The organism is Variovorax multivorans, assembly GCF_051216835.1.
Classification (GTDB): Bacteria; Pseudomonadota; Gammaproteobacteria; order Burkholderiales; family Burkholderiaceae_C; genus Variovorax.
This window is the reverse complement of the sequence record NZ_JBPJZL010000030.1, coordinates 1-19,046: the sequence shown is the minus strand read 5'-3', so window position 1 is coordinate 19,046 and position 19,046 is coordinate 1. Positions and strand designations below refer to the sequence as shown.

Genomic DNA, 19,046 nt, shown 5'->3' with positions numbered 1-19,046 from the left:
CCATGACCCTCATCACCATCGAGCGCGTCTCGCGCCTGTTCAACGACCCCCGAGACCGGAAGGGCTACACCACCGTGAAGGCACTCGACGACATCAGCCTGAGCGTGGGGCGCAATGAATTCCTCTGCCTGCTGGGCCCCAGCGGCTGCGGCAAGTCGACCCTGCTCAACATGATCGCGGGCTTCGACAAGCCCAGCAGCGGCACCGTGTCGGTCGGCGGACAGGTCGTGACCGCGCCGGGCTCCGACCGCGGCTTCGTCTTCCAGCAGCCCACGCTGATGCCCTGGCTCACGGTCTGGGAGAACGTGGCCTTCCACCTCACGATGCGTGGCACGGACAAGCGCGTGAGCCGCGAGAAGGCGCAGCGCTTCATCGACATGGTGCGCCTCACCGGCTTCGAGAACCACTTTCCGAGCGAGCTCTCCGGCGGCATGAACCAGCGGGTGGGCATTGCGCGCGCGCTGCTCATGAACCCGGAGGTGATCCTCATGGACGAGCCCTTCGGCGCGCTCGACGAGCAGACCAAGATGGAGATGCATGCCGAGCTAGTGCGCATCTGGCGCGAGAGCCAGAGCACCATCGTCTTCGTGACGCACGGTATCGACGAGTCGCTGGCGCTGGGTACGCACGTGGCCGTGATGTCGGCGCGCCCGGGCCGCATCCGCGAGCTGTTGCCCATCGACCTGCCGCGCCCGCGGGACGCGACCAGCCCTCAGTTCAACGACTACAAGCGCCACATCCTGCAGCTGCTGCGGCCCGAGGCCGCCGTGCCGGCCTGAGCGCAACCCTGCCTATCCAGAGAGACATCATGACCGAATTCGACCTTGTCGTGCGCAATGCGCGCGTCGTCACGGCTTCCGACACCTTCGATTGCGACATCGGCATCAGCGAAGGGCGCATCGTGCAGCTCGGGGCGAAGCTCGGTGCTGCCGCGCGCGAGATCGATGCGGTCGGCTGCACCGTGACGCCCGGCGGCGTGGACGCCCACTGCCATCTTGACCAGCCGATGCCGCCACCCACGCGCAACGCCGATGACTTCGACACCGGCACGCGCTCGGCGGCTTGCGGAGGCACGACGACCGTGATTCCATTCGCCGCGCAGCAAAAGGGCCAGTCGCTGCGCGCGGCGGTCGAGGACTATCGCGCACGTGCTGCCGGCAAGGCGCACGTCGACTACGCCTTCCACCTGATCGTGAGCGACCCGACCCCCACGGTGCTGAAGGAAGAGCTGCCGGCGCTGATCAAGGAAGGCTTCACGTCTTTCAAGATCTACATGACCTACGACGACATGAAGCTCGACGACGGCCAGATCCTCGACGTGCTGGCGGTGGCGCGCGAACACGGCGCAATGGCGATGCTGCATGCCGAGAACGCCGACTGCATCGAGTGGCTGACCAAGCGGCTCGAGGCCGCAGGCCGCACCGCGCCGCGCTTCCATGCACATGCGCGGCCGATGCTGGTGGAACGCGAGGCGACGCACCGCGCCATCGCACTGGCCGAACTGGTCGACGTGCCGATCCTCATCGTTCACGTGTCGGGCCGCGAGGCCGTCGAGCAGATCCGCTGGGCGCGCGCGCATGGCCTGAACGTGTTCGCCGAGACCTGCCCGCAGTACCTGTTCCTGACGGCTGAAGACCTGGGCATCGACGACAGCTACAAGGGCGCGAAGTGCGTGTGCAGCCCGCCACCGCGCGACAAGGCCAACCAGCAGGTGATCTGGGACGGACTCAACGACGGGCTGTTCACGGTTTTCTCGTCGGACCATGCGCCTTTCAAGTACGACGCACCCGAAGGCAAGAAGCCCGATGGCGAAGAGGTCGCGTTCCGCCACATTCCCAACGGCATTCCGGGCATCGAGACGCGCATGGCGCTGCTCTGGTCCGAAGGCGTTCTGGCCGGCCGCATGACGGCCAACCGCTTCGTCGAACTCACCGCCACCGGCCCCGCCAAGGCCTATGGTCTGCATCCGCGCAAGGGCACGATCGCGGTCGGCGCCGATGCCGACCTCGTGATCTGGGACGAACGCGACTTCGTGCTGAAGAACGAGCAGCTTCACCACGAGGTCGACTACACGCCTTATGAAGGCATGCAGCTCAAAGCCTGGCCCGGCGTGACGCTGAGTCGCGGCGAGGTGGTATGGGATGGCCGCAGCTTTCATTCGCATTTGGGGCGCGGCAAACTGCTGGCCTGCGGCGTGCCGACGTTGATGCCCAAGCGCCGCTGAGCGAGCATTGCCTGCCATGCGCCTGCTGATCATCAACCCCAACATCTCCGAGAGCGTCACTGCCCTGATCGAGACCGAGGCGCGACGCGCGGCCTCGCCCGGCACGCAGATCACGATGCAGACGGCGGCCTTGGGCGTGGCCTACATCGAGACACGCTTCGAAGCGCTGATCGGCGCGTACGCGACCGCGCAGCTCGCGGCCGAGCACCATGCGGGGCACGACGCGGTGATCGTCGCGGCCTTCGGCGATCCGGGCCTCGCGGCCTTGCGCGAGGTGCTTGCGGTGCCGGTGCTGGGCCTCACCGAATCGGCGCTGGCCACGGCCTGCCTGCTGGGCCACCGCTTCTCGATCATCGCGATCTCGCAGCGCATCCGGGCCTGGTATCACGAGGTGGTCGAAGCGAACGGGCTTGTCGGCCGGCTCGCCAGCATCCGCGCGCTGGACCGTCCGCTCGCGAGCATCGGCAACGTGCAGGGCGAGCACGAAGAGGCGCTGCACGCGCTGTGCGAGCGCTCGGTGAACGAAGACGGCGCCGAGGTCATCGTGCTGGCCGGCGCACCGCTGGCAGGCCTGGGGCGGGCGCTGCACGGGCGGCTGCCAGTGCCGGTGGTCGACGGCGTATCGAGTGCGGTGCGCCATGCCGAGAGCCTCGCCGCGCTGCAACCCGGCAAGGCCATCGCAGGCAGCTTCGCGCCGCCACCGGTCAAGCCGAACCGCGGCCTGCCCGAGGCGCTCGCGCGCCTGCTCGACGGCCGGACGCCTTCTTGAGCAGCGCCATCGCGCGGACGCTGCCGGCCATGACGGCCGTGCAGGCGCTGGTCGCCATGGGCACTTTCGCGCTGTCGGTGCTGGCACCACAGCTCGGGGTCGACGTCCAATCGCTCGGGCTCCTGGGCAGCGTCATGTTCGGCATCGGCGCACTCTCTTCCATGATGGCCGGCTGGGCAATCCGCCGCTTCGGCGACCTGCAGCTCGCCGGCCTCTGCATGGCCGCGGTGATGCTCGCGATGCTGTGCCTCACGGTCGAGGCGCTGGGCGTCGGCCCGGCGCGCTGGTCCTTCTGGCCGGCCGTGTTCCTGCTAGGCCTGTCCTTCGGACCCGAGACGCCAGCCAGCGCCTCGGTGCTCTCGCGCGTCACGCCGCTGGCGCGCCGGCCCTGGATCTTCTCGGTGCGGCAGACCGGCAACCAGATCGGTGCCATTTCCGCGTCGCTGCTGCTGCCCCTGCTGCTGGTGCAGCACGCGGCCTGGCCCTTCGCGCTGGTGGCGGTACTGGCGCTTGCCGTGGGTGCCTGGTGCCTGGGCCTGGTGCGCAGCGACGGCGGCGCGCCCGTCGCCCCCTTGTCGAGCGGTGCCAGTGGTCTGCCCGAACTGGTCGCGTCGCCGATGTTGCGCCTGCTCACGCTGACCATGCTGGTCTATATGTCGACCCAGGTCTGCCTCAACTTCTTCGCGATGAGCCATGCGGTGCGGCACTGGCAACTGCCGGTGCCCGTCGCCGCGAGTTGGGTCGCACTGATGCAGGCAGCGGGCCTTGTCGGCCGGCTGCTGTGGGGCCGCGTGGCGCAGCGGCCGGGCGTGTCGACCGTCCGGCTGCTCGGCGGACTCGGGCTGACAATCGGTGCGGCCGGCCTGCCGCTGTTTCTGTGGCCGGGCACGCCGCCGCCTGCGGCACTGGCGCTGCTGTTCGCAGTGGTCGGCATCAGTGCGAGCGGATGGAACGGCGTGATGGTGGCCGAGATCTCGCGGATCGCCGGGTCCTTGCGCGCGGGCGCCGTCACCGGTGCCGCCCTGCTGTTCGGCTACACAGGCATCGCGATCGCGCCGCTGGCCTTTGCCGCGATAGGCAGCGCCGCGGATACCGGCACGGCCTTCGCCGTGCTGCTCGGGATGACCGTCATCATGGGCCTGACCCTGCTGCTGCAGCGCCGCTGACGGGGCGCCAGAAGGAAGTCCGCTTCGCCAGCGGTTCGACGACCCCAACCAACGCCGCAACATTGATATTGCTTCCCGAAGATGGTCCGTCGGGTCGGTCGACGCAGACAGTCTGGTGCGTTGATCACCGCGTGGGCCATGCTGCGCGGACGCAGACGTGTGTCGCGCAGTCCGTCCCCGCCTCTGCGGGCGGCCAACAGTCGGTCCAAGTCGCCTACCACAGCCAGCAAATACTGCGTATCGACGCTGTTCTGACGAAGTGCCCTCCCGCAGCCGATAAGCCGTTTTGACGGAGCCTTGCGCATCACTCATGCCGGTGGCTTCCCCTGGACTTTCACACCACCCGCGCCTTGAGCCTCATTGCGAAAGCGGGACTCCCTGACCCACGGCTCCAGCGGGCGCTTCATGTCCACGGGGCCCATTCTGACGGTACGGACAAGAACGGCTGCCATCAGGAAAAGGCAACCGGCACCAGGCACTGCCACTGAGTCGTCGGTTCCCAGCAAGCATTCCGTCACCACGAATTCCCCTTCGCAGCGCGTGCCTCTTTCGAGCGTTTCGTATCCCCCCTGATAGGATACGGCGGTGCACGGCGAACACCTCCACCAAAGTCACTCTGACCTGATCAAGCGCCTCAAGCGCGCAGACGGGCACCTGCAAAACGTCATCGAGATGATGGTGAGCGGGCGCGAATGCGCGGACGTCGCGCAGCAGTTGCACGCAGTCGAGAAGGCGATCAGCGCAGCCAAGAAGCTCCTGATCCACGATCACCTGGATCACTGTCTCGAGGAGATCGCCAAGTCGCCTCGCGACTTCGGCACGGCCATCGCCGAATTCAAAGACATCACGAAGTACCTGTGACCGCGCGTGCCTTCCAGCTGTCGGAGCCGGCCGCCCCTGCCAAGGCCGGGGTGATGCTGCTCATGCGCTGGTTGCTGGTGCTGGTCATCGCCGTGGATCTGATCAGTTCGCCGTTCCACGCGCATCACCACGAAAGCGGCCCCGAGGGCTACTCGAGCCACGCCAGCCAGCTGGATGCGGGTCACTCGTCCTTCGAGCAAGCGGCTCAAGATGACGACCATTTGCTGCATGTCGACTCGGACAATGCGGATGCGGACCACCGTGGCGGGCATTCAATGTCGGCGCTTCAAGGCACCCCGATCCAACTCGCCAGCCCAGACTCCGCACCGAAGTTCCTGGCGCTCGTTCCTCTGTTCGTTTTTGTCGGGCTCCTCACGCAGCCCATGGCCGAAGCGCTGGTGCGCTGGCGCCCAGGTCGAGAGCGGGTGCCCATCCCGCTGTTTCGAACCGTTCCTCCTGACGGCCGCGCGCCGCCCTCACTCCACGTTTGAAGCCCTGGCGGCGCCATAGCGCGCTGCCTTCTCCTCGTCGCCTGACTGCGCGACGGGATCGCTTTCTCGTGGAGTTTCTATGTCCTATTTGCTCGCTCGCCGTGCCGCGCTCGGCTGCGCGTCCATTTTTCTCATGGTGGCCAGCGCCGTTGCGGCGACGCCATCGACCGCCGAATTCCCGGTGTCCGCCGCACAGATGCAGGCCCTCGGCATCACGCTCGCTCCGCTGGAAAAGCCATCGGCGATCAGCGGCATGGCCTATCCCGCCCGCGTGGTGGTGCCCCCCAGCGGCAATCAGGTCATCAGCGCCCCGTTCAGCGGGCGGGTAGAAGAGCTGCTCGTCGACGAGCAGCAACCCGTCAAGGCCGGCCAACCGCTGCTGCGCCTGAGCAGTCCAGAATATGGCGACCTGCAGCTCAAGCTGCTGGAGGCGGCCAGCAAGGCCAAGCTGACCGGCCAGACCGCCGCGCGCGAGCGACAGCTCTTCACCGAGGGGATCATTCCGGAGCGGCGTGTCCAGGAAGCCAATGCAGCCAATCAGGAGGCCGCGGCCCGCCTGCGGTTTGCAGAAGCCTCGCTGCGCCTCGCCGGGGTCGATCCCGCAGCCATTCGGAAGATGGGAGACGCAGGCAACCTGCAGGACGGCCTCGTCGTGCGCGCCAGAAGCGCAGGAACGGTGGTCGACCTGGATGTGAAGGCCGGGCAGCGAGTGCAGGGCTCCGATTCCCTGCTGCGCCTGGTCAACACGTCACAGCTCTGGCTCGACATCCAGATCCCATCCGATCGTCAACAGCAGGCCCTCTCGAGCAAGACCGCCGGCTCGATCACGGTGGTCGGCCACGAAGCCAGTGCGACACCGATGTCGGTCGGAGCCACGGTGAGCGACAACCAGACGGTCACGCTGCGCGCTCGGGTGGTGGGCGGCGGCGAGCTGCTGCGCCCCGGCGAAGTCGTGCAGGTCAAGGTTCCGTTCGCGGAGAACACCGCCGGCTGGGCATTGCCCCTGCCAGCGATTGCCCGCCAGGATGACAAGGCCTACGTGTTCGTCCGAACCGAAAAGGGCTTCGTCGCGCAGCCGGTCAATGTCATCTCCAGCGCGGGCCAATCGGTCCAGGTCACCGGCAATCTGCACGCTGGCCAGCAGGTGGCGACCGGCTCCGTGATCGCACTGAAGGCGGCCTGGCTCGGCAAGAGCGGAAGCAACTGACATGCTCAATCGCCTTGTTCAGTTCGCGCTGTCGCAGCGCCTGTTCGTGCTGCTTGCGACCGCTCTGCTTGCGGGCTTTGGCTGGTATGCCTTCCGCAATCTGCCGATCGATGCCTTTCCCGACGTGTCCAGCACACAGGTGAAGGTCATCATGAAAGCGCCCGGCATGACGCCGGAAGAAATCGAGAGCCGCATCGCCGGCCCGATCGAGGTCGAGATGCTCGGCATCCCGCAGCAGCGCATGCTGCGCTCGGTGTCCAAGTACGGCCTCGTGGACGTGACGGTGGATTTCCTGGACGGCACGGACATCTACTGGGCCCGCCAGCAGGTGTCCGAGCGCTTGGCCAACATCTCCGCCGACCTGCCCGCCGGCATCAGCGGCGGGATGGCGCCCGTCACCACGCCGCTGGGCGAAATGTTCATGTTCACCGTCGAGGCCGACGGGATGTCGCTGGAGGACCGGCGCAGCCTGCTCGACTGGGTCATCCGGCCAGCCCTGCGTGCGGTGCCGGGCGTGGCCGATGTGAACGCACTGGGCGGCAAGGTGCGCAGCTTCGAGGTGGTGCCGGACCCCGTCAAGCTGTTGGCGCTCGGCGTGTCGACCGCGCAGCTCAAGAGCGCCATCGAAGCCAACAACCGCAACGACGGCGCAGGCCGGCTCGGCGAAGGCGGCGAAGTGCTGCTGGTGCGCAGCGAAGGAAACATCAAGACCACGGACGACCTGCGCGCGATCGTGGTCAGTCGCAAGGACGGCAACCTGGCGCGGCTGGGCGACGTGGCGCAGGTGCGCCACGGCAGCGTCACGCGCTACGGTGTCGTGACCAAGGACGGCAAGGCTGAAGCGGTCGAGGGCCTGGTGCTCGGGCTCGCGGGCGCGAATGCCCAGAAAGTGGTCGAAGGCGTGACCACGAAGCTCGAAGAGCTCAAGTCCACGCTGCCCAAAGGGGTGGAGATCAAGGTCTTCTACAACCGCGCCGAGCTCGTCAAGAAGGCCGTTGGCACGGTGTCCACCGCGCTGATCGAAGCGACGCTTATCGTGCTGGTCCTGCTGGGCGCCTTCCTTGGCAACGTGCGCGCAGCCGTGGCGGTCGCCGTCATCCTGCCGCTGTCGGCACTGAGCACCTTCATCCTGATGCGCGCCTTCGGCATGTCGGCCAACCTGATGAGCCTGGGCGGCCTGGCCATCGCGCTGGGCATGCTGGTGGACGCCGCGGTCGTGGTGGTCGAGAACATCGTGCAGCACCTGGGGCAGCAAACCGCCAAGGGAAGACTGCCACGGCTGCACGTCGTTTTGCGCTCCGTGCGCGAGGTGTCGGTGCCGGTCTCGGCCGGCATCCTGATCATCATCACGGTGTTCTTGCCGCTGCTGACTTTGCAAGGCTTGGAAGGCAAGTACTTCGTCCCCGTGGCAATGACCATCGTCTTCGCGCTGATCAGTTCGCTCGTACTGTCGCTCACAGTGATCCCGGTGCTGTCGTCCTTCCTGCTGAAGAAGGCGGCGCATGAAGACCCCTGGCTGCCGCGCAAGCTGCTCAAGCTTTACGAGCCCGCTTTGAGCTGGGCGCTGAGCCACCAGCGTGTGGTGTTCATCGTCGCCGGTCTGATGCTCGTGGTGGCGGCCGGCGTCTATACCCAGGTCGGCAAGACCTTCCTGCCGACGATGGACGAAGGCGACATCATCGTGGGCATCGAGAAGCTCCCCTCGGTGAGCCTGGAAGAAACCGCTGCGCTGGACCTGAAGATCCACCAGGCGCTCATGAGCCAGATCCCGGAAATCACCGGCGTGGTGGCGCGCGCCGGCTCCGACGAGATCGGGCTCGATCCAATGGGCCTGAACCAGACCGACACCTTCCTCGTGCTCAAGCCGCGTGCCGAGTGGAAGCTGGCCAACAAGGATGCGCTGGTCGCCCGGATCCGCGAGGTGCTCGATCAGATGCCGGGCATCAGCTACAGCTTCACCCAGCCGATCGACATGCGCGTGTCCGAGATGATCATCGGTGTGCGCGGCGACCTCGCCATCAAGATCTTCGGCCCCGAGCTCGACAAGCTCAACGAGCTGGCGGGCCAGGTCGAGACGCTGATGAAGACGGTGCCGGGCAACCAGGACGTGTACACCGTCGAGAACGATGGCGTGCAGTATCTGCGGGTGGTCGTCGACCGCCTGAGCGCCGGGCGTTACGGCCTGTCGGTGGAGGACGTGCAGGATGCCTTGCGGGTTCAGATCGAGGGTCAGCGCGCCGGCACTGTGATCGACGGCAACCGGCGTATCCCGATCGTGATTCGCGGGCCCGACAGCGTAAAGATCTCGCCGGCCGAGTTTGCAGCCCTGCGCATCACGACGGCCGATGGCCAGAGCGTCCCGCTCGAAACCTTGGCCGCCCTGACGCGCGAGAGCGGTCCGGTGAAGATCGACCGCGAGATGGGCAGCCGCTACAGCGTGGTGATCGCCAATGTCACGGGACGCGACCTGGTCGGCTTCGTCGACGAGGCCAAGGCCAAGGTGGCGGCCGAGGTGAAGCTGCCCACCGGCTATCGCATCAGCTGGGGTGGCCAGTTCGAGAACCAGCAGCGCGCCGCGGCGCGGCTCACCCTCGTGGTGCCACTGGCGATCGGCTTCATCTTCCTGATCCTGTTCACCACCTTCGGGTCGGTGCGCCAGGCCCTGCTGGTGCTCAGCAACATCCCGTTCGCGCTCGTGGGCGGCATCGTTGGGCTCTGGGTCACCGGCGAGTACCTGTCGGTGCCGGCCTCGGTCGGCTTCATCGCGCTGCTGGGCATCGCGGTGCTCAACGGCGTGGTGCTGGTGAGCTACTTCAACCAGCTGCGTGCCGAGGGGCATGACTTGGTCACCTGCGTCACGCAGGGTGCCCGACGGCGGTTACGGCCGGTGCTGATGACGGCGGCGATCACTGCCTTCAGCCTGGTGCCGCTGCTCTTCACCAGCGGTCCGGGCTCCGAGATCCAGCGCCCGCTGGCGATCGTGGTGATCGGCGGCTTGATCACGGCCACCGCCCTGACGCTGATTCTTCTGCCGCTGTTGTATCTGCGGTTCGCCTACGCGCGCGATCAGCGCGACGACCCAACCCTGGAGGTGCGTCATGCATGAGTACTGCCTGAACCTGGTCTGCCCGCCCGCGGTCGAGGAGAAGTTGCTCGATGCTCTGCTGGAGAGCGAAGACAGCGAGGTTTTCACCAGCGTCCAGATTCACAGCCACGGCGCGCCCCACGGACGGTTGAGTGCGCAGGAACAGGTCATGGGCCGCAGCCGCGCGATGCAGATCCAGGTCCTGCTGAGCGGGGAGGTCCTGACGCAACTGCTCGAGCGTTTTCAACGCGACTTTGTCGGCACCGGCATCCGCTACTGGGCCTCGCCCGTGGCCTTCGAGGGAGAAATCAAATGAAGTTGTGGACCGGGATCGCAATGATCGCCTGGGCCTTGCCCGTGCTCGCCGAAAACCAGGCGACACCACCCGGCCTGCCTTCCACCGTCGCGGCGCGGCAGTGGATCGAACAGGATCCGGCTGTCCGCGAGGCCCGCAGTGCCCAGGCGGCTGCGAGCCATTCGGCAGCCATGATTGCCGCGTCGCCGAACGAATGGACCACCCGGCTCGCCGTGCAGCGGCGCAGCTTCGACGACGGCGGCCCCGCCTCCAAGGAGTGGCATGCGCAGCTGGAGCGCCCCATCCGCATCAACGGCAAGGCGGACCTCGACCGGCAGCTCGGTGAAACGGAGCAGATCATCGCGCAGGCCAAGGTTGGAGAGGCCGTCCACGAGGCCGCGCGCTCCCTGCTGGACCTGTGGATCGACGGGCTCTCTGCGACACAGGCCCAGAAACTCTTCCAGGAGCAGCAGTCTTTTGCGCAGGCCAACCTGAAAGCGGTGGAAAGCCGCAGGAGAGCGGGCGATGCCTCAACACTGGATGTCAGCGTGGCCACAGCCGACTTCGCCGATGTGGAGCGCCAGGCGAGCCTGGCGGCCTCCCACCTCGCCAAGGCGCGGGCCAAGCTGCGCGTTCGGTTCCCAGGCGCTCAATTGCCCGCGCAGCCGATGGCGGATCCGCGCCCACCGGCAGAGGCGGAGGCCCGGTGGCTGGAGCGCGTGCTGGAAGCCGCAGATCCGTTGCGCGTCGCAGAAGCACAGCTGCGCAAGGCCGAACTGGCCGCCTCACGCGCCTCGGCCGATCGCGTGCCCGATCCGACTGTCGGTGTCTTCGCGGCGTCGGAGGCGTTTCGCAAGGAACGCATCGTGGGCGTCAGCGTCAGCATTCCGTTGAGCGGCACCTACCGCGACGAGCGCATGAAGCAGGCGCTGCAGGAGGTCGAGGTGGCGCGCGCCGCTGTCGATCGGCAGAAGCGCGAGCTGGAGACGGCCGTGGCCGAGACCTACGCGGACGCCACCGGCCATCTCGCGCGCTGGCAACTCGCCGAGCGAGGCGCAGCGGCCACCGGCGAGAGCGCGCGCCTCACGCAGCGCGCGTATTCGCTGGGAGAAGCGGACCTGCAATCGCTGCTGCTGGCCCGGCGCCAGTTCCTCGAGGCTTTCCGCGCAGCGCTCGAGGCCCGTGCCGATGCGCTGCGCGCGACCTATCGGCTCCTCATCGACGCGCACCTGATCTGGGACCTGGCACTCGAGTGAGCACGCCTTGTCTCTCCCATCTTCCGAACCTTTGTCCATTGAAAGAGATTAGATGTTGATCCCTCACCGGAAACTCGCGTTGCTGGCGCTCGCCGTGCTGGCACTGCTGATCGGTCTGCCTTTTGACGTGCTCGCCCATGGCATCTCCGAAGCCGACCGCCAGCGCATGCTCAGCGGCGGCTACCTGCAGTACGTCGGCCTTGGCGCCACGCACATGCTCACCGGCTACGACCACCTGCTGTTCCTGTTCGGGGTGGTGTTCTTTCTCACAAGCTTCAAGGACGTGGCCAAGTTCGTCACCGTCTTCACGCTGGGCCACTGCATCACCCTGGTGTTCGCGACGTACTTCAAGATCACCTGGAATTACTACCTGATCGACGCCATCATCGCGATCAGCGTCATCTACAAGGGCTTCGACAACAACGGCGGCTTCCAGAAGTACTTCGACATGAAGTCGCCCAACCTGCTGGTTGCTGTGTTCGGCTTCGGATTGCTGCACGGCTTCGGGTTGTCCACGCGGCTGCAGCAGCTGCCGCTCGGCGACGACAGCACCTCGATGCTGATCCGCATCCTGAGCTTCAACCTCGGCGTCGAGATCGGCCAGATCGCCGCGTTGGCCGTGATGGTCGCGCTGCTGGCGCTCTGGCGTCATCGCCCCTCGTTCCGGCGCTTCAGCTTCGCCGCCAACCTTGCACTGGTCTACGCCGGCGTGTTGCTGCTGCTCATGCAACTGCATGGCTACCAGCACGACTCAGATCCCAACGGTTTCCGTTTCCCTGACCAAGAGCACAAGCACGCGCACGAGGACATGGAGATTGGAAAGACTGCCGATCCTGGCAGGGATTCCCTCGACTAACCATCATCAAGAAAGGATGACTCAATGAAGAAAATTGCGATGGCATTGGCCTCGTTTGCAGCCCTTGCCGGCGCCGGTTCCGCTATGGCCTCGGAGGGAAGCAGCTGCCACTTCCACGGCAACACGCCTGCGTCCGAAAAGGTCGCGGTCGATTGCGCCTCCCAGCGCAAGGCCTCGCTGGTCACCGGCGGCAAGCTCGACAAGAGCTGGGACGCCGTGAAAGTGGAGAAGGTCGAACAGATCGACGGCAAGAAGGGCAAGGAGTGGAAGGTGAGCTTCAAGAATGCCGCCGTCACGCAAGCCGACAAGAGCACGCTCTACGTCTTCCTCAGCCTGCCGGGCAACTACATCGCCTCGAATTTCTCGGGCAAGTAAACGTCGAGCTGGCCGCGCACAGAGGATTGGCATGACTTTCAAACGCTGTTGCGTGCTGGGTGCGCTTGCATGTGTCCTCAGCGTGCTGTCCGGCTGCGCCACCATCTACGAAGGCAGGTACGCCTTCAACGATGGTTGGCGAAAGGCCCGGGTGGAGGAAGTCGGCACCGCCTCGACGCTCCGGGGTGCTGCGCCGAGCGATTGCCGCAGCACTGCCACAACCGAGCAACTGACGACAGGCACATTCGCGTTGCTGTCGTATGCGGACCTCGGTCACCTCAGAAGGCGCATCGTCGCCTTGCCTGCACGTACCCGCTTTGAAGCGGGCGATGCTGTGTACGTCAAATTACGCAGCTGTTCCGGCGACGTGGCGCCGCAGCTGCTCTAGCCCGCACAGAGTCTCCGGGATTCCATTGCTGCATCCCCTCGGGGGGGATAGGATACGTCGACCGAACCAGGTTGCACTCAGCAGTACTTGAACGGCAAGCAAACATCACCCATGACAGTGCGAGTAGGACGCCAAATTGGAAAACTTCGCTCAACTTCTTCAATCCGGAAACGCCTGGGTCTTCATCCCGTCCGCGATCCTCTTGGGTGCCCTGCACGGCCTGGAGCCCGGGCATTCGAAAACGATGATGGCTGCCTTCATCGTTGCGGTCAGGGGTACGGTTGGACAGGCCGTCTTGCTCGGACTCGCGGCAACGCTCTCGCACACGGCGGTTGTCTGGGCCGTCGCGATGGGTGGCCTCTACCTCGGCCGCAACTGGAGTGCCGAGGAGACCGAGCCCTACTTCCAGGTGGCGTCGGCGGTGCTGATCATCGCGATTGCGCTTTGGATGCTCTGGCGGACCTACCGAGAACAACAGCGAGAGCGGATCGAGACAGATCATGACCATGGCCATGATCACCACGGCCATGGCGAGGAGAAGCGCCGCATCGATACCGGCCATGGAATCGTTGATGTGGAAGTCTTCGAAGATGGGGTTCCGCCTCGATTCCGCGTCCGGTTCGAGGGCCGTGACACCGTGCCACAAGGCCAGATCGTCGCCATCGAAACGCAACGTCCTGGCGGGGAACGCCAGGCGTTCGTTCTGGCCAGCAAGGGCAGCTATCTCGAATCAGTCGACGAGATTCCCGAACCGCACGAGTTCACCGTCAGGCTGTCGATTGCGCACGGTGATCACGCGCACAGCTTTGATGTGGAGTTTGTAGAGCATGATCACGGGCATCACGGTCTGGATGTTTCGGATCCGGGTTTTCAGGATGCGCATGAACGGGCGCACGCCAACGACATCAAGCGTCGCTTTGCGAGCCGCAATGTCACCACCGGGCAGATCATCGGTTTCGGCCTCACGGGAGGCCTGATTCCCTGTCCTGCTGCCATCACGGTGCTGCTGCTGTGCCTGCAACTCAAGCGCTTCACCCTCGGAGCGTCCCTCGTGCTCTGCTTCAGCATCGGCTTGGCTATCACGATGGTTGCCGCGGGCGTCGTCGCTGCCTTGGGCATGAAGCACGCGTCGAAACGCTTCTCCGGCTTCGGAACGTTCGCGCGCAGAGCACCGTATGCCTCGAGCGCTCTGATCATCCTGGTCGGGCTCTATGTCGGCTATCACGGTATTCAGTCGTTGCATGCTGCTGGTGTGGTCTAGAGCCAGAGCGAAAGTCAGTCCGCAGTGACCACCTTGACGTAGAGCTCGACAACGACCCAGCCGATCAATGCCGCGGCGCCGATGACCAGCAGCACCGATGCGACAGCCCGTTCGATTTGGCGAAATGCAGTCCGCATCTTCGAACGGCCGCCTGAAGAATCATCCGACAGGCGTCTCATACCAATCATTGTGATCCTTCGCCACTCCGCGTAAAAGGCGCGTGCGCATAGGTGTTTCTCGCCCGCTGAAGCACCTCAGATCAGGTGCGTCTTGCGTCACTACTCCCCATCCAGTCGATCCCGTCGCATGGCGCGCCAAAGCGTGAGGTCGTAGGTGATCTTGAGCAGTCCGCATGCGATGAGCGGCAAGGAGATCCAACCGGCTGCGAAGAGCGCGCCGCTGATTGTGGGACTGATTGCCGCTGCCAGGCTCCGGGGCACCGCCGTGAAACTCGCTGCCGCGGCACGCTCGGCGGGCGTCACGACCGCCATCACATAGGCCGTTCGAGTGGGGACATCCATGGACGACAGTGCGCTGCGGATCGTCAGCAGGCCCAGCGCGATCGGCAGGTTGGGCGACAGCGCAGCTAACACCAGACAGACATTGGCCGGGAGGTGCGTGAAGACCATGGTGTTTAGTAGCCCGATGCGCTGCGCCACCACAGGCGCTGCGAGCTGCGACGCCGCGCTCATCAGGCCGGTCCAGAAGAAAAACACGCCGGCCTGAGTCAGCGAGAAGCCGAATCGCTCGAGCAGCCACAGCGACATCAGGGCGTTGACCGTCAGCCCGCCAGCAAAGGCATCGACGCTGAAGAGCGCTGCCAGCCGGACCACCACGCGACGTGACGGCCCGAGCGGTGTCGGTGCGACAGGTGGGCCGTCTGGATTGCCGGCCCTGAGGTGCGCAGGAAGGCCCCTATAGAGCCAGAAGACGGTCAGCCCGATCGCGGCATACACAACGAACATTCCCCGCAACGCGTCCAGGCGCGCGAGCTCGCTGTGTCGTACCAGCCAGTCGGGCACGGCGGCGGCCAGCGCACCCAGCGCGGCGCACAGCGCGCCCACGAGGCTGTAGCACGCGAACAGCGCGGTCCGCGCGTGGCCCTGAGCCGCCGCAGCCAGGCGAGCATGTTCAAGGGGAAGAAAGACGCTTACATCGCCAGAGCTCGGGTTGAGCGTGCCGACCAGCGCGACGACCAGTAACGGCCAGAACGATGCCAAGCCCGCGAAGCCCAACCCCGTGGCGGCCATCAGCAAGGCAGCGCCGCGCAGGAGCCGTCCGCCAGCGAAGCGGTGTCCCCAGGCGCCGACCGCCAGCGTGGCCAGCGCCGAGCCCAGCATCGTCGCCGTGCTCACAATGCCCACTTCCAGCGTGCCCAGCCCGATCGACAGCAGGTAGGCCGGCAGCAGCACCGCCATGTACCCGTCGCCGAAGGCGCGCAGCCCCCGAGCGGCGAGCAGCGGCAAGGCTCCCGGGTCGACGCCGGCAGGCAGAAACCGCGAAACGCCCAGACGTGAGTGAGGCAAGGGAGTGGTGCTCATCGTTTGCAGGTCCTCGGGCTTCATTTCCCATCTCTGCGCTTCGCGTTTTTCTTCGCTGCCGGCTTCTTGCTCGCTGGGGTCTTGGAGGAGGCGAGTTTCGCTGCGGCTGGCTTCTCCAAAGGCTCTCCCTTGGCGTTCTGTTCGCGCTCGAACACCTCGTTGGCGTAGGCCTCAAGCAACTCCTCGCATTCGGCGAGGCGCTGCTCCGCTGTCGCCCGAGCTGGCGCGCCATAGAAGTCCAGCGCCTTGATGCGCTCCAGCCAGTTCTTAAGCTTCTTCAGGTCTTCGTCGTTCTCCTTCACCTCCGCAAAGGTGTAGTGGTCTGCCTTGACCTCCTTCTCGATTTCCTTCTTGTAGTCGACGCACTTGTCCAGGAACTCCTCGTAGTCCTGGTCGCGGTCGTGTTTGAAGTAGGCCATGACGCGCTCTTCCTGCTTTGCGTCGAGAGCCAGGGTTTCGAAGATCACGGCGTCGCCGCCGGCGCGGTCGATGTCGGCCTGGAGCATGCGGAACTGGCGCTGGTGCTCGGTCGTGGTTGGCAGCACGCAGATGCTGTTCTGTAGGTAGACGGCGCCCAGGCTGCGGATGCGGCGCCAGATCGCTACGCGGAACTTGGAAGGTGCGGCGGGCACCTTGTAGGTCAATAGGAGCCAGCTGGTTTTCTTGTATTGATTCATAGATAATGTAGCGACCGTTACATCATGAATGTATCGATAGAGATCGAACAGCGCAAGCGGCCCGCATCTGTATCCACGAGGGAGTCCCAGTGTCGATCCTGCGAAACATCCGCCATTGGGCCCGTCGCGTCAAACGCGACGCTGTGACCCTGTGGTTCGCATGCCGCCATCCGGGCACATCGTGGCTGCCCAAGGCGCTGGCGGCCTTTGTCGTTGCCTACGCGCTCAGCCCGATTGACCTGATCCCGGATTTCATTCCGGTGCTGGGGTACGTGGATGATGCGCTCCTGCTGCCCGGCCTGATTTGGCTGGCAATCCGGCTGCTGCCCAAGGACGTGCTCGCCGAATGCCGCGTACAAGCGGACGACTGGATGCGCCGCGGTGAAGGCAAGCCGCGAAGCGCGTGGGGCGTCGCATTCGTTGTTGCGGTCTGGCTCGGTGTTGGGGTAGCTTTGTGGCTGTGGCTTCGATAAGGAGGGACATTCGTGAACCCCATCACATGGTCGCGCCGTTGCGCAGGCGCCTTGCTGGCGCTATGGCTCAGCTGCTGGCATCGCGAGACACCGCGTTTGGTCAAGGCCATCGGGTTGTTCGTTGTTGTCTACGCGGCGAGTCCCGTGGACTGGACCCCGGACGTGGTGCCCATGCCGGGCTACGTCGACGATCTGCTGTTGTTGGCGCTCCTGTCGTGGTTGGCGTGGCGCATGCTGCCGCGAGGCGTATGGCAAGAGTGCCGCACCAGGAGCGACGACTGGATCGGTGTCTGTGCGGGCTGGCTCGGCCGCGCGTCGACGGCACTCATGCTGGCGTTCGCGTTGTCGGTGGTCGCTGGGTGGCTCTGGCTGTGGTTCGTCGCGTGGTCAGAGCGATAGGGCAAGGTTCGGCCCTTCGACGCGGAAACACTGCACCGCTACGACCTATCAAGTGGCAAGCCGTCGCACCAGCGACGGCTGGGCGAGTTTGCCGAGCATAAATTTGCACGCCGAGGACGATGCCCGCCAGATGCCACGGCGGCCGGGCACCGGGTTGACCGGTGCACGCCGTAAAGCTTCGGCCGCTTCGAACTCCGGCGTGCAATCTCGATCATTCAAAACTCGTTGAATTATTTCCATGATTCAACTATTATTGAATCATGGAAGAAAAGATCGTCATTCAAGCCTTGGCCGCGCTGGCGCAGCCCGTGCGCCTTCAAGTCTTTCGGGCGCTGGTTGTCGCCGGTCCTGCGGGGCTCACGCCAGGCGTACTGGCGGAGCAGCTTGGCGTGCCATCGACCAGTCTTTCGTTCCACCTCAAGGAGCTGACGCACGCCAACCTAGTCAGCCAGGAGCGCGACGGCCGCAACCTGATCTATCGCGCGGTGTTTGAGCAGATGAACGCGTTGCTCGGCTACCTCACGGAGAACTGCTGTCAGGGCGAGGCTTGCCTGCCTGCCGGCGCCACTGCTTGCGAATGCTGAAGGAGAAACCCATGAAGCGCTTCCATGTCCATCTGCACGTCGACGACCTCGCCAAGAGCATCGCCTTCTACTCCAACCTGTTTGCGTCGCCGCCGGCACGTGTCGAGCCCGACTACGCCAAGTGGATGCTCGACGATCCGCGCGTCAACTTCGCGATCTCGACGGTCGGGCATGGCAAAGGTGTCGATCATCTTGGCATTCAGGCCGAGGATGAGGCGGAACTCGTCGAGCTGAAGGCTCGCGGCCAGGCCGCCGATCAGACCTTGCTCGACGAGGGCGAAACAGTGTGCTGCTACGCGCGCAGCGAGAAGCACTGGGTCACCGATCCGCAGGGGATCGCGTGGGAGCACTTCCAGACCTTGGACGGCACCGTGCCGGTCTACGGCCAATCCAAGTCCACCGTCAAGGCCGAGTCCGCTTGCTGCGCGCCTGGCGCTGTCCGACGCATTCCGGTCAACGTGTCCGTCAAGAGCGCAGGCGCCTGCTGCTGAGGGCTGCACCGTGCCCCAAGAACCCTCTGAATCGCTGGTCAGATCGCTATTCGTTCGCGCAGAGGCTGCGTCTCTGCCGCCCGTGCGTTCCCTTCTTCGGGATGCTGGCCTGCCCGAATCCGACCTTCGGGAAGAGCACATGGAGGCTTTCTTCGTGAGCCGCGCCGGCGACGAAGGGATCGTGGCCTGCGTCGGTCTGGAGCGCTTCGGCGACACCGCCTTGCTCCGGTCCCTCGCGGTCCGCGCCGATGCACGTGGCAACGGTGTGGGCGATCAGGCCCTGCAGACCATGGAAGCTTTCGCCGCATCGAAAGGCGTGAATCGCCTCTGCATCCTGACCACCACGGCAGAACCGTTCTTCGAGGCCCGAGGCTTCGAGCGCTGCGACCGCACAGCACTGCCGGCATCCGTACAGGCCAGCAGCGAATTCAAGAGCCTGTGCCCTGCCTCGGCCATCTGCATGTTCAAACAGATCACCCCGACTTCCTCCACTGAGAAACACCGTCATGGCTGAGAAAATCTACAACGTCCTGTTCATCTGCACGGGCAACTCTGCGCGCTCCATCCTGGCCGAGGGCCTGCTCAACTACTTGGGCAAAGGGCGATTCAAGGCCTACTCCGCTGGCAGCCACCCTGCTGGCAAGGTC

Annotated in this window: 24 protein-coding genes; 21 read left to right on the top strand and 3 right to left on the bottom strand. The window is 65.3% G+C overall.

Annotated elements, in window-relative coordinates; translation table 11 throughout:
- The first annotated feature begins 2 nt into the window (after window positions 1–2).
- From ACSFCA_RS35705 to ACSFCA_RS35635, 15 genes are all read left to right on the top strand, one after another.
- Complete coding sequence (locus tag ACSFCA_RS35705; protein ID WP_435462861.1) at window positions 3–779, top strand: ABC transporter ATP-binding protein; 777 nt, start codon at window positions 3–5, stop codon at window positions 777–779.
- 29 nt (window positions 780–808) lie between these two features.
- On the top strand, window positions 809–2,224 hold the full coding sequence (hydA, locus tag ACSFCA_RS35700) for a dihydropyrimidinase (RefSeq protein ID WP_435462862.1): 1,416 nt from the start codon (window positions 809–811) through the stop codon (window positions 2,222–2,224).
- 16 nt (window positions 2,225–2,240) lie between these two features.
- Window positions 2,241–2,993 (top strand): aspartate/glutamate racemase family protein, encoded by a 753-nt coding sequence (locus tag ACSFCA_RS35695; protein ID WP_435462863.1) that lies wholly within the window; start codon window positions 2,241–2,243, stop codon window positions 2,991–2,993.
- Window positions 2,990–4,159, top strand: a complete 1,170-nt coding sequence (locus ACSFCA_RS35690) for an MFS transporter (protein WP_435462864.1) — start codon at window positions 2,990–2,992, stop codon at window positions 4,157–4,159. The genes ACSFCA_RS35695 and ACSFCA_RS35690 overlap by 4 nt, the downstream gene beginning before the upstream one ends.
- Window positions 4,160–4,509: 350 nt before the next feature.
- A complete protein-coding gene (locus tag ACSFCA_RS35685; RefSeq protein ID WP_435462865.1) occupies window positions 4,510–4,647 on the top strand; it encodes a YHYH domain-containing protein in 138 nt (45 codons plus the stop codon).
- Between the two features lie 97 nt (window positions 4,648–4,744).
- Window positions 4,745–5,020, top strand: coding sequence for a metal-sensing transcriptional repressor (locus tag ACSFCA_RS35680; protein ID WP_435462866.1), 276 nt, complete (start codon window positions 4,745–4,747; stop codon window positions 5,018–5,020).
- Window positions 5,017–5,511, top strand: coding sequence for a hypothetical protein (locus ACSFCA_RS35675; protein ID WP_435462867.1), 495 nt, complete (start codon window positions 5,017–5,019; stop codon window positions 5,509–5,511). The genes ACSFCA_RS35680 and ACSFCA_RS35675 overlap by 4 nt, the downstream gene beginning before the upstream one ends.
- Before the next feature lie 79 nt (window positions 5,512–5,590).
- Window positions 5,591–6,718: an efflux RND transporter periplasmic adaptor subunit gene (locus ACSFCA_RS35670; RefSeq protein WP_435462868.1), complete on the top strand. Its 1,128-nt coding sequence runs from the start codon at window positions 5,591–5,593 to the stop codon at window positions 6,716–6,718.
- 1 nt (window position 6,719) lies between these two features.
- Entirely contained in the window at window positions 6,720–9,824 is a 3,105-nt protein-coding gene (locus ACSFCA_RS35665) for an efflux RND transporter permease subunit (RefSeq protein WP_435462869.1), read from the top strand.
- Window positions 9,817–10,119 (top strand): DUF3240 family protein, encoded by a 303-nt coding sequence (locus ACSFCA_RS35660; RefSeq protein WP_435462870.1) that lies wholly within the window; start codon window positions 9,817–9,819, stop codon window positions 10,117–10,119. The genes ACSFCA_RS35665 and ACSFCA_RS35660 overlap by 8 nt, the downstream gene beginning before the upstream one ends.
- Window positions 10,116–11,354, top strand: coding sequence for a TolC family protein (locus ACSFCA_RS35655; RefSeq protein ID WP_435462871.1), 1,239 nt, complete (start codon window positions 10,116–10,118; stop codon window positions 11,352–11,354). Before ACSFCA_RS35660 ends, ACSFCA_RS35655 begins: the two co-directional genes overlap by 4 nt.
- 52 nt (window positions 11,355–11,406) lie before the next feature.
- Entirely contained in the window at window positions 11,407–12,210 is an 804-nt protein-coding gene (locus tag ACSFCA_RS35650) for a HupE/UreJ family protein (protein ID WP_435462872.1), read from the top strand.
- Window positions 12,211–12,234: 24 nt separating this feature from the next.
- Window positions 12,235–12,585: a DUF6488 family protein gene (locus tag ACSFCA_RS35645; RefSeq protein WP_435462873.1), complete on the top strand. Its 351-nt coding sequence runs from the start codon at window positions 12,235–12,237 to the stop codon at window positions 12,583–12,585.
- Window positions 12,586–12,616: 31 nt separating this feature from the next.
- Window positions 12,617–12,973 (top strand): hypothetical protein, encoded by a 357-nt coding sequence (locus ACSFCA_RS35640; RefSeq protein WP_435462874.1) that lies wholly within the window; start codon window positions 12,617–12,619, stop codon window positions 12,971–12,973.
- Between the two features lie 136 nt (window positions 12,974–13,109).
- Window positions 13,110–14,234: a nickel/cobalt efflux protein RcnA gene (locus tag ACSFCA_RS35635; protein WP_435462875.1), complete on the top strand. Its 1,125-nt coding sequence runs from the start codon at window positions 13,110–13,112 to the stop codon at window positions 14,232–14,234.
- A gap of 14 nt (window positions 14,235–14,248) precedes the next feature.
- Here ACSFCA_RS35635 and ACSFCA_RS35630 read toward each other — a convergent pair whose 3' ends face one another.
- The 3 genes from ACSFCA_RS35630 to ACSFCA_RS35620 form a co-directional block, all read right to left on the bottom strand.
- Window positions 14,249–14,371 (bottom strand): hypothetical protein, encoded by a 123-nt coding sequence (locus tag ACSFCA_RS35630; RefSeq protein ID WP_435462876.1) that lies wholly within the window; start codon window positions 14,369–14,371, stop codon window positions 14,249–14,251.
- A 141-nt stretch (window positions 14,372–14,512) separates the two neighbouring features.
- Window positions 14,513–15,775, bottom strand: a complete 1,263-nt coding sequence (locus tag ACSFCA_RS35625; RefSeq protein WP_435462877.1) for an MFS transporter — start codon at window positions 15,773–15,775, stop codon at window positions 14,513–14,515.
- A gap of 20 nt (window positions 15,776–15,795) precedes the next feature.
- Window positions 15,796–16,452 (bottom strand): Chromate resistance protein ChrB, encoded by a 657-nt coding sequence (locus ACSFCA_RS35620; RefSeq protein ID WP_435462878.1) that lies wholly within the window; start codon window positions 16,450–16,452, stop codon window positions 15,796–15,798.
- Between the two features lie 89 nt (window positions 16,453–16,541).
- Between ACSFCA_RS35620 and ACSFCA_RS35615 the strand changes: the two genes are divergently transcribed.
- The 6 genes from ACSFCA_RS35615 to ACSFCA_RS35590 form a co-directional block, all read left to right on the top strand.
- Window positions 16,542–16,925 carry a YkvA family protein gene (locus tag ACSFCA_RS35615; protein ID WP_435462879.1) on the top strand — a complete coding sequence of 128 codons (384 nt, stop codon included), beginning with the start codon at window positions 16,542–16,544 and terminating at the stop codon, window positions 16,923–16,925.
- 12 nt (window positions 16,926–16,937) lie between these two features.
- Window positions 16,938–17,324, top strand: a complete 387-nt coding sequence (locus ACSFCA_RS35610; protein ID WP_435462880.1) for a YkvA family protein — start codon at window positions 16,938–16,940, stop codon at window positions 17,322–17,324.
- A gap of 260 nt (window positions 17,325–17,584) precedes the next feature.
- A complete protein-coding gene (locus ACSFCA_RS35605; RefSeq protein ID WP_435462882.1) occupies window positions 17,585–17,908 on the top strand; it encodes an ArsR/SmtB family transcription factor in 324 nt (107 codons plus the stop codon).
- Between the two features lie 11 nt (window positions 17,909–17,919).
- Window positions 17,920–18,399, top strand: a complete 480-nt coding sequence (locus tag ACSFCA_RS35600) for an ArsI/CadI family heavy metal resistance metalloenzyme (RefSeq protein ID WP_435462883.1) — start codon at window positions 17,920–17,922, stop codon at window positions 18,397–18,399.
- A 10-nt stretch (window positions 18,400–18,409) separates the two neighbouring features.
- Window positions 18,410–18,913, top strand: a complete 504-nt coding sequence (gene arsN2 / locus ACSFCA_RS35595) for an arsenic resistance N-acetyltransferase ArsN2 (protein WP_435462884.1) — start codon at window positions 18,410–18,412, stop codon at window positions 18,911–18,913.
- A partial coding sequence (locus ACSFCA_RS35590; protein WP_475541951.1) for an arsenate reductase/protein-tyrosine-phosphatase family protein occupies window positions 18,906–19,046 on the top strand: 141 nt, incomplete at its 3' end. The genes arsN2 and ACSFCA_RS35590, both read left to right, overlap by 8 nt.

Coding starts and splice junctions, on each gene's coding strand:
- ACSFCA_RS35625 (WP_435462877.1), bottom strand. CDS start 15,775: ATGAGCACCACTCCCTTGCCTCACTCACGTCTGGGCGTTTCGCGGTTT.
- ACSFCA_RS35670 (WP_435462868.1), top strand. CDS start 5,591: ATGTCCTATTTGCTCGCTCGCCGTGCCGCGCTCGGCTGCGCGTCCATT.
- ACSFCA_RS35620 (WP_435462878.1), bottom strand. CDS start 16,452: ATGAATCAATACAAGAAAACCAGCTGGCTCCTATTGACCTACAAGGTG.
- ACSFCA_RS35630 (WP_435462876.1), bottom strand. CDS start 14,371: ATGCGGACTGCATTTCGCCAAATCGAACGGGCTGTCGCATCGGTGCTG.
- hydA (WP_435462862.1), top strand. CDS start 809: ATGACCGAATTCGACCTTGTCGTGCGCAATGCGCGCGTCGTCACGGCT.
- ACSFCA_RS35655 (WP_435462871.1), top strand. CDS start 10,116: ATGAAGTTGTGGACCGGGATCGCAATGATCGCCTGGGCCTTGCCCGTG.
- ACSFCA_RS35660 (WP_435462870.1), top strand. CDS start 9,817: ATGCATGAGTACTGCCTGAACCTGGTCTGCCCGCCCGCGGTCGAGGAG.
- ACSFCA_RS35665 (WP_435462869.1), top strand. CDS start 6,720: ATGCTCAATCGCCTTGTTCAGTTCGCGCTGTCGCAGCGCCTGTTCGTG.
- ACSFCA_RS35645 (WP_435462873.1), top strand. CDS start 12,235: ATGAAGAAAATTGCGATGGCATTGGCCTCGTTTGCAGCCCTTGCCGGC.
- ACSFCA_RS35600 (WP_435462883.1), top strand. CDS start 17,920: ATGAAGCGCTTCCATGTCCATCTGCACGTCGACGACCTCGCCAAGAGC.
- ACSFCA_RS35695 (WP_435462863.1), top strand. CDS start 2,241: ATGCGCCTGCTGATCATCAACCCCAACATCTCCGAGAGCGTCACTGCC.
- ACSFCA_RS35640 (WP_435462874.1), top strand. CDS start 12,617: ATGACTTTCAAACGCTGTTGCGTGCTGGGTGCGCTTGCATGTGTCCTC.
- ACSFCA_RS35605 (WP_435462882.1), top strand. CDS start 17,585: ATGGAAGAAAAGATCGTCATTCAAGCCTTGGCCGCGCTGGCGCAGCCC.
- ACSFCA_RS35650 (WP_435462872.1), top strand. CDS start 11,407: ATGTTGATCCCTCACCGGAAACTCGCGTTGCTGGCGCTCGCCGTGCTG.
- ACSFCA_RS35705 (WP_435462861.1), top strand. CDS start 3: ATGACCCTCATCACCATCGAGCGCGTCTCGCGCCTGTTCAACGACCCC.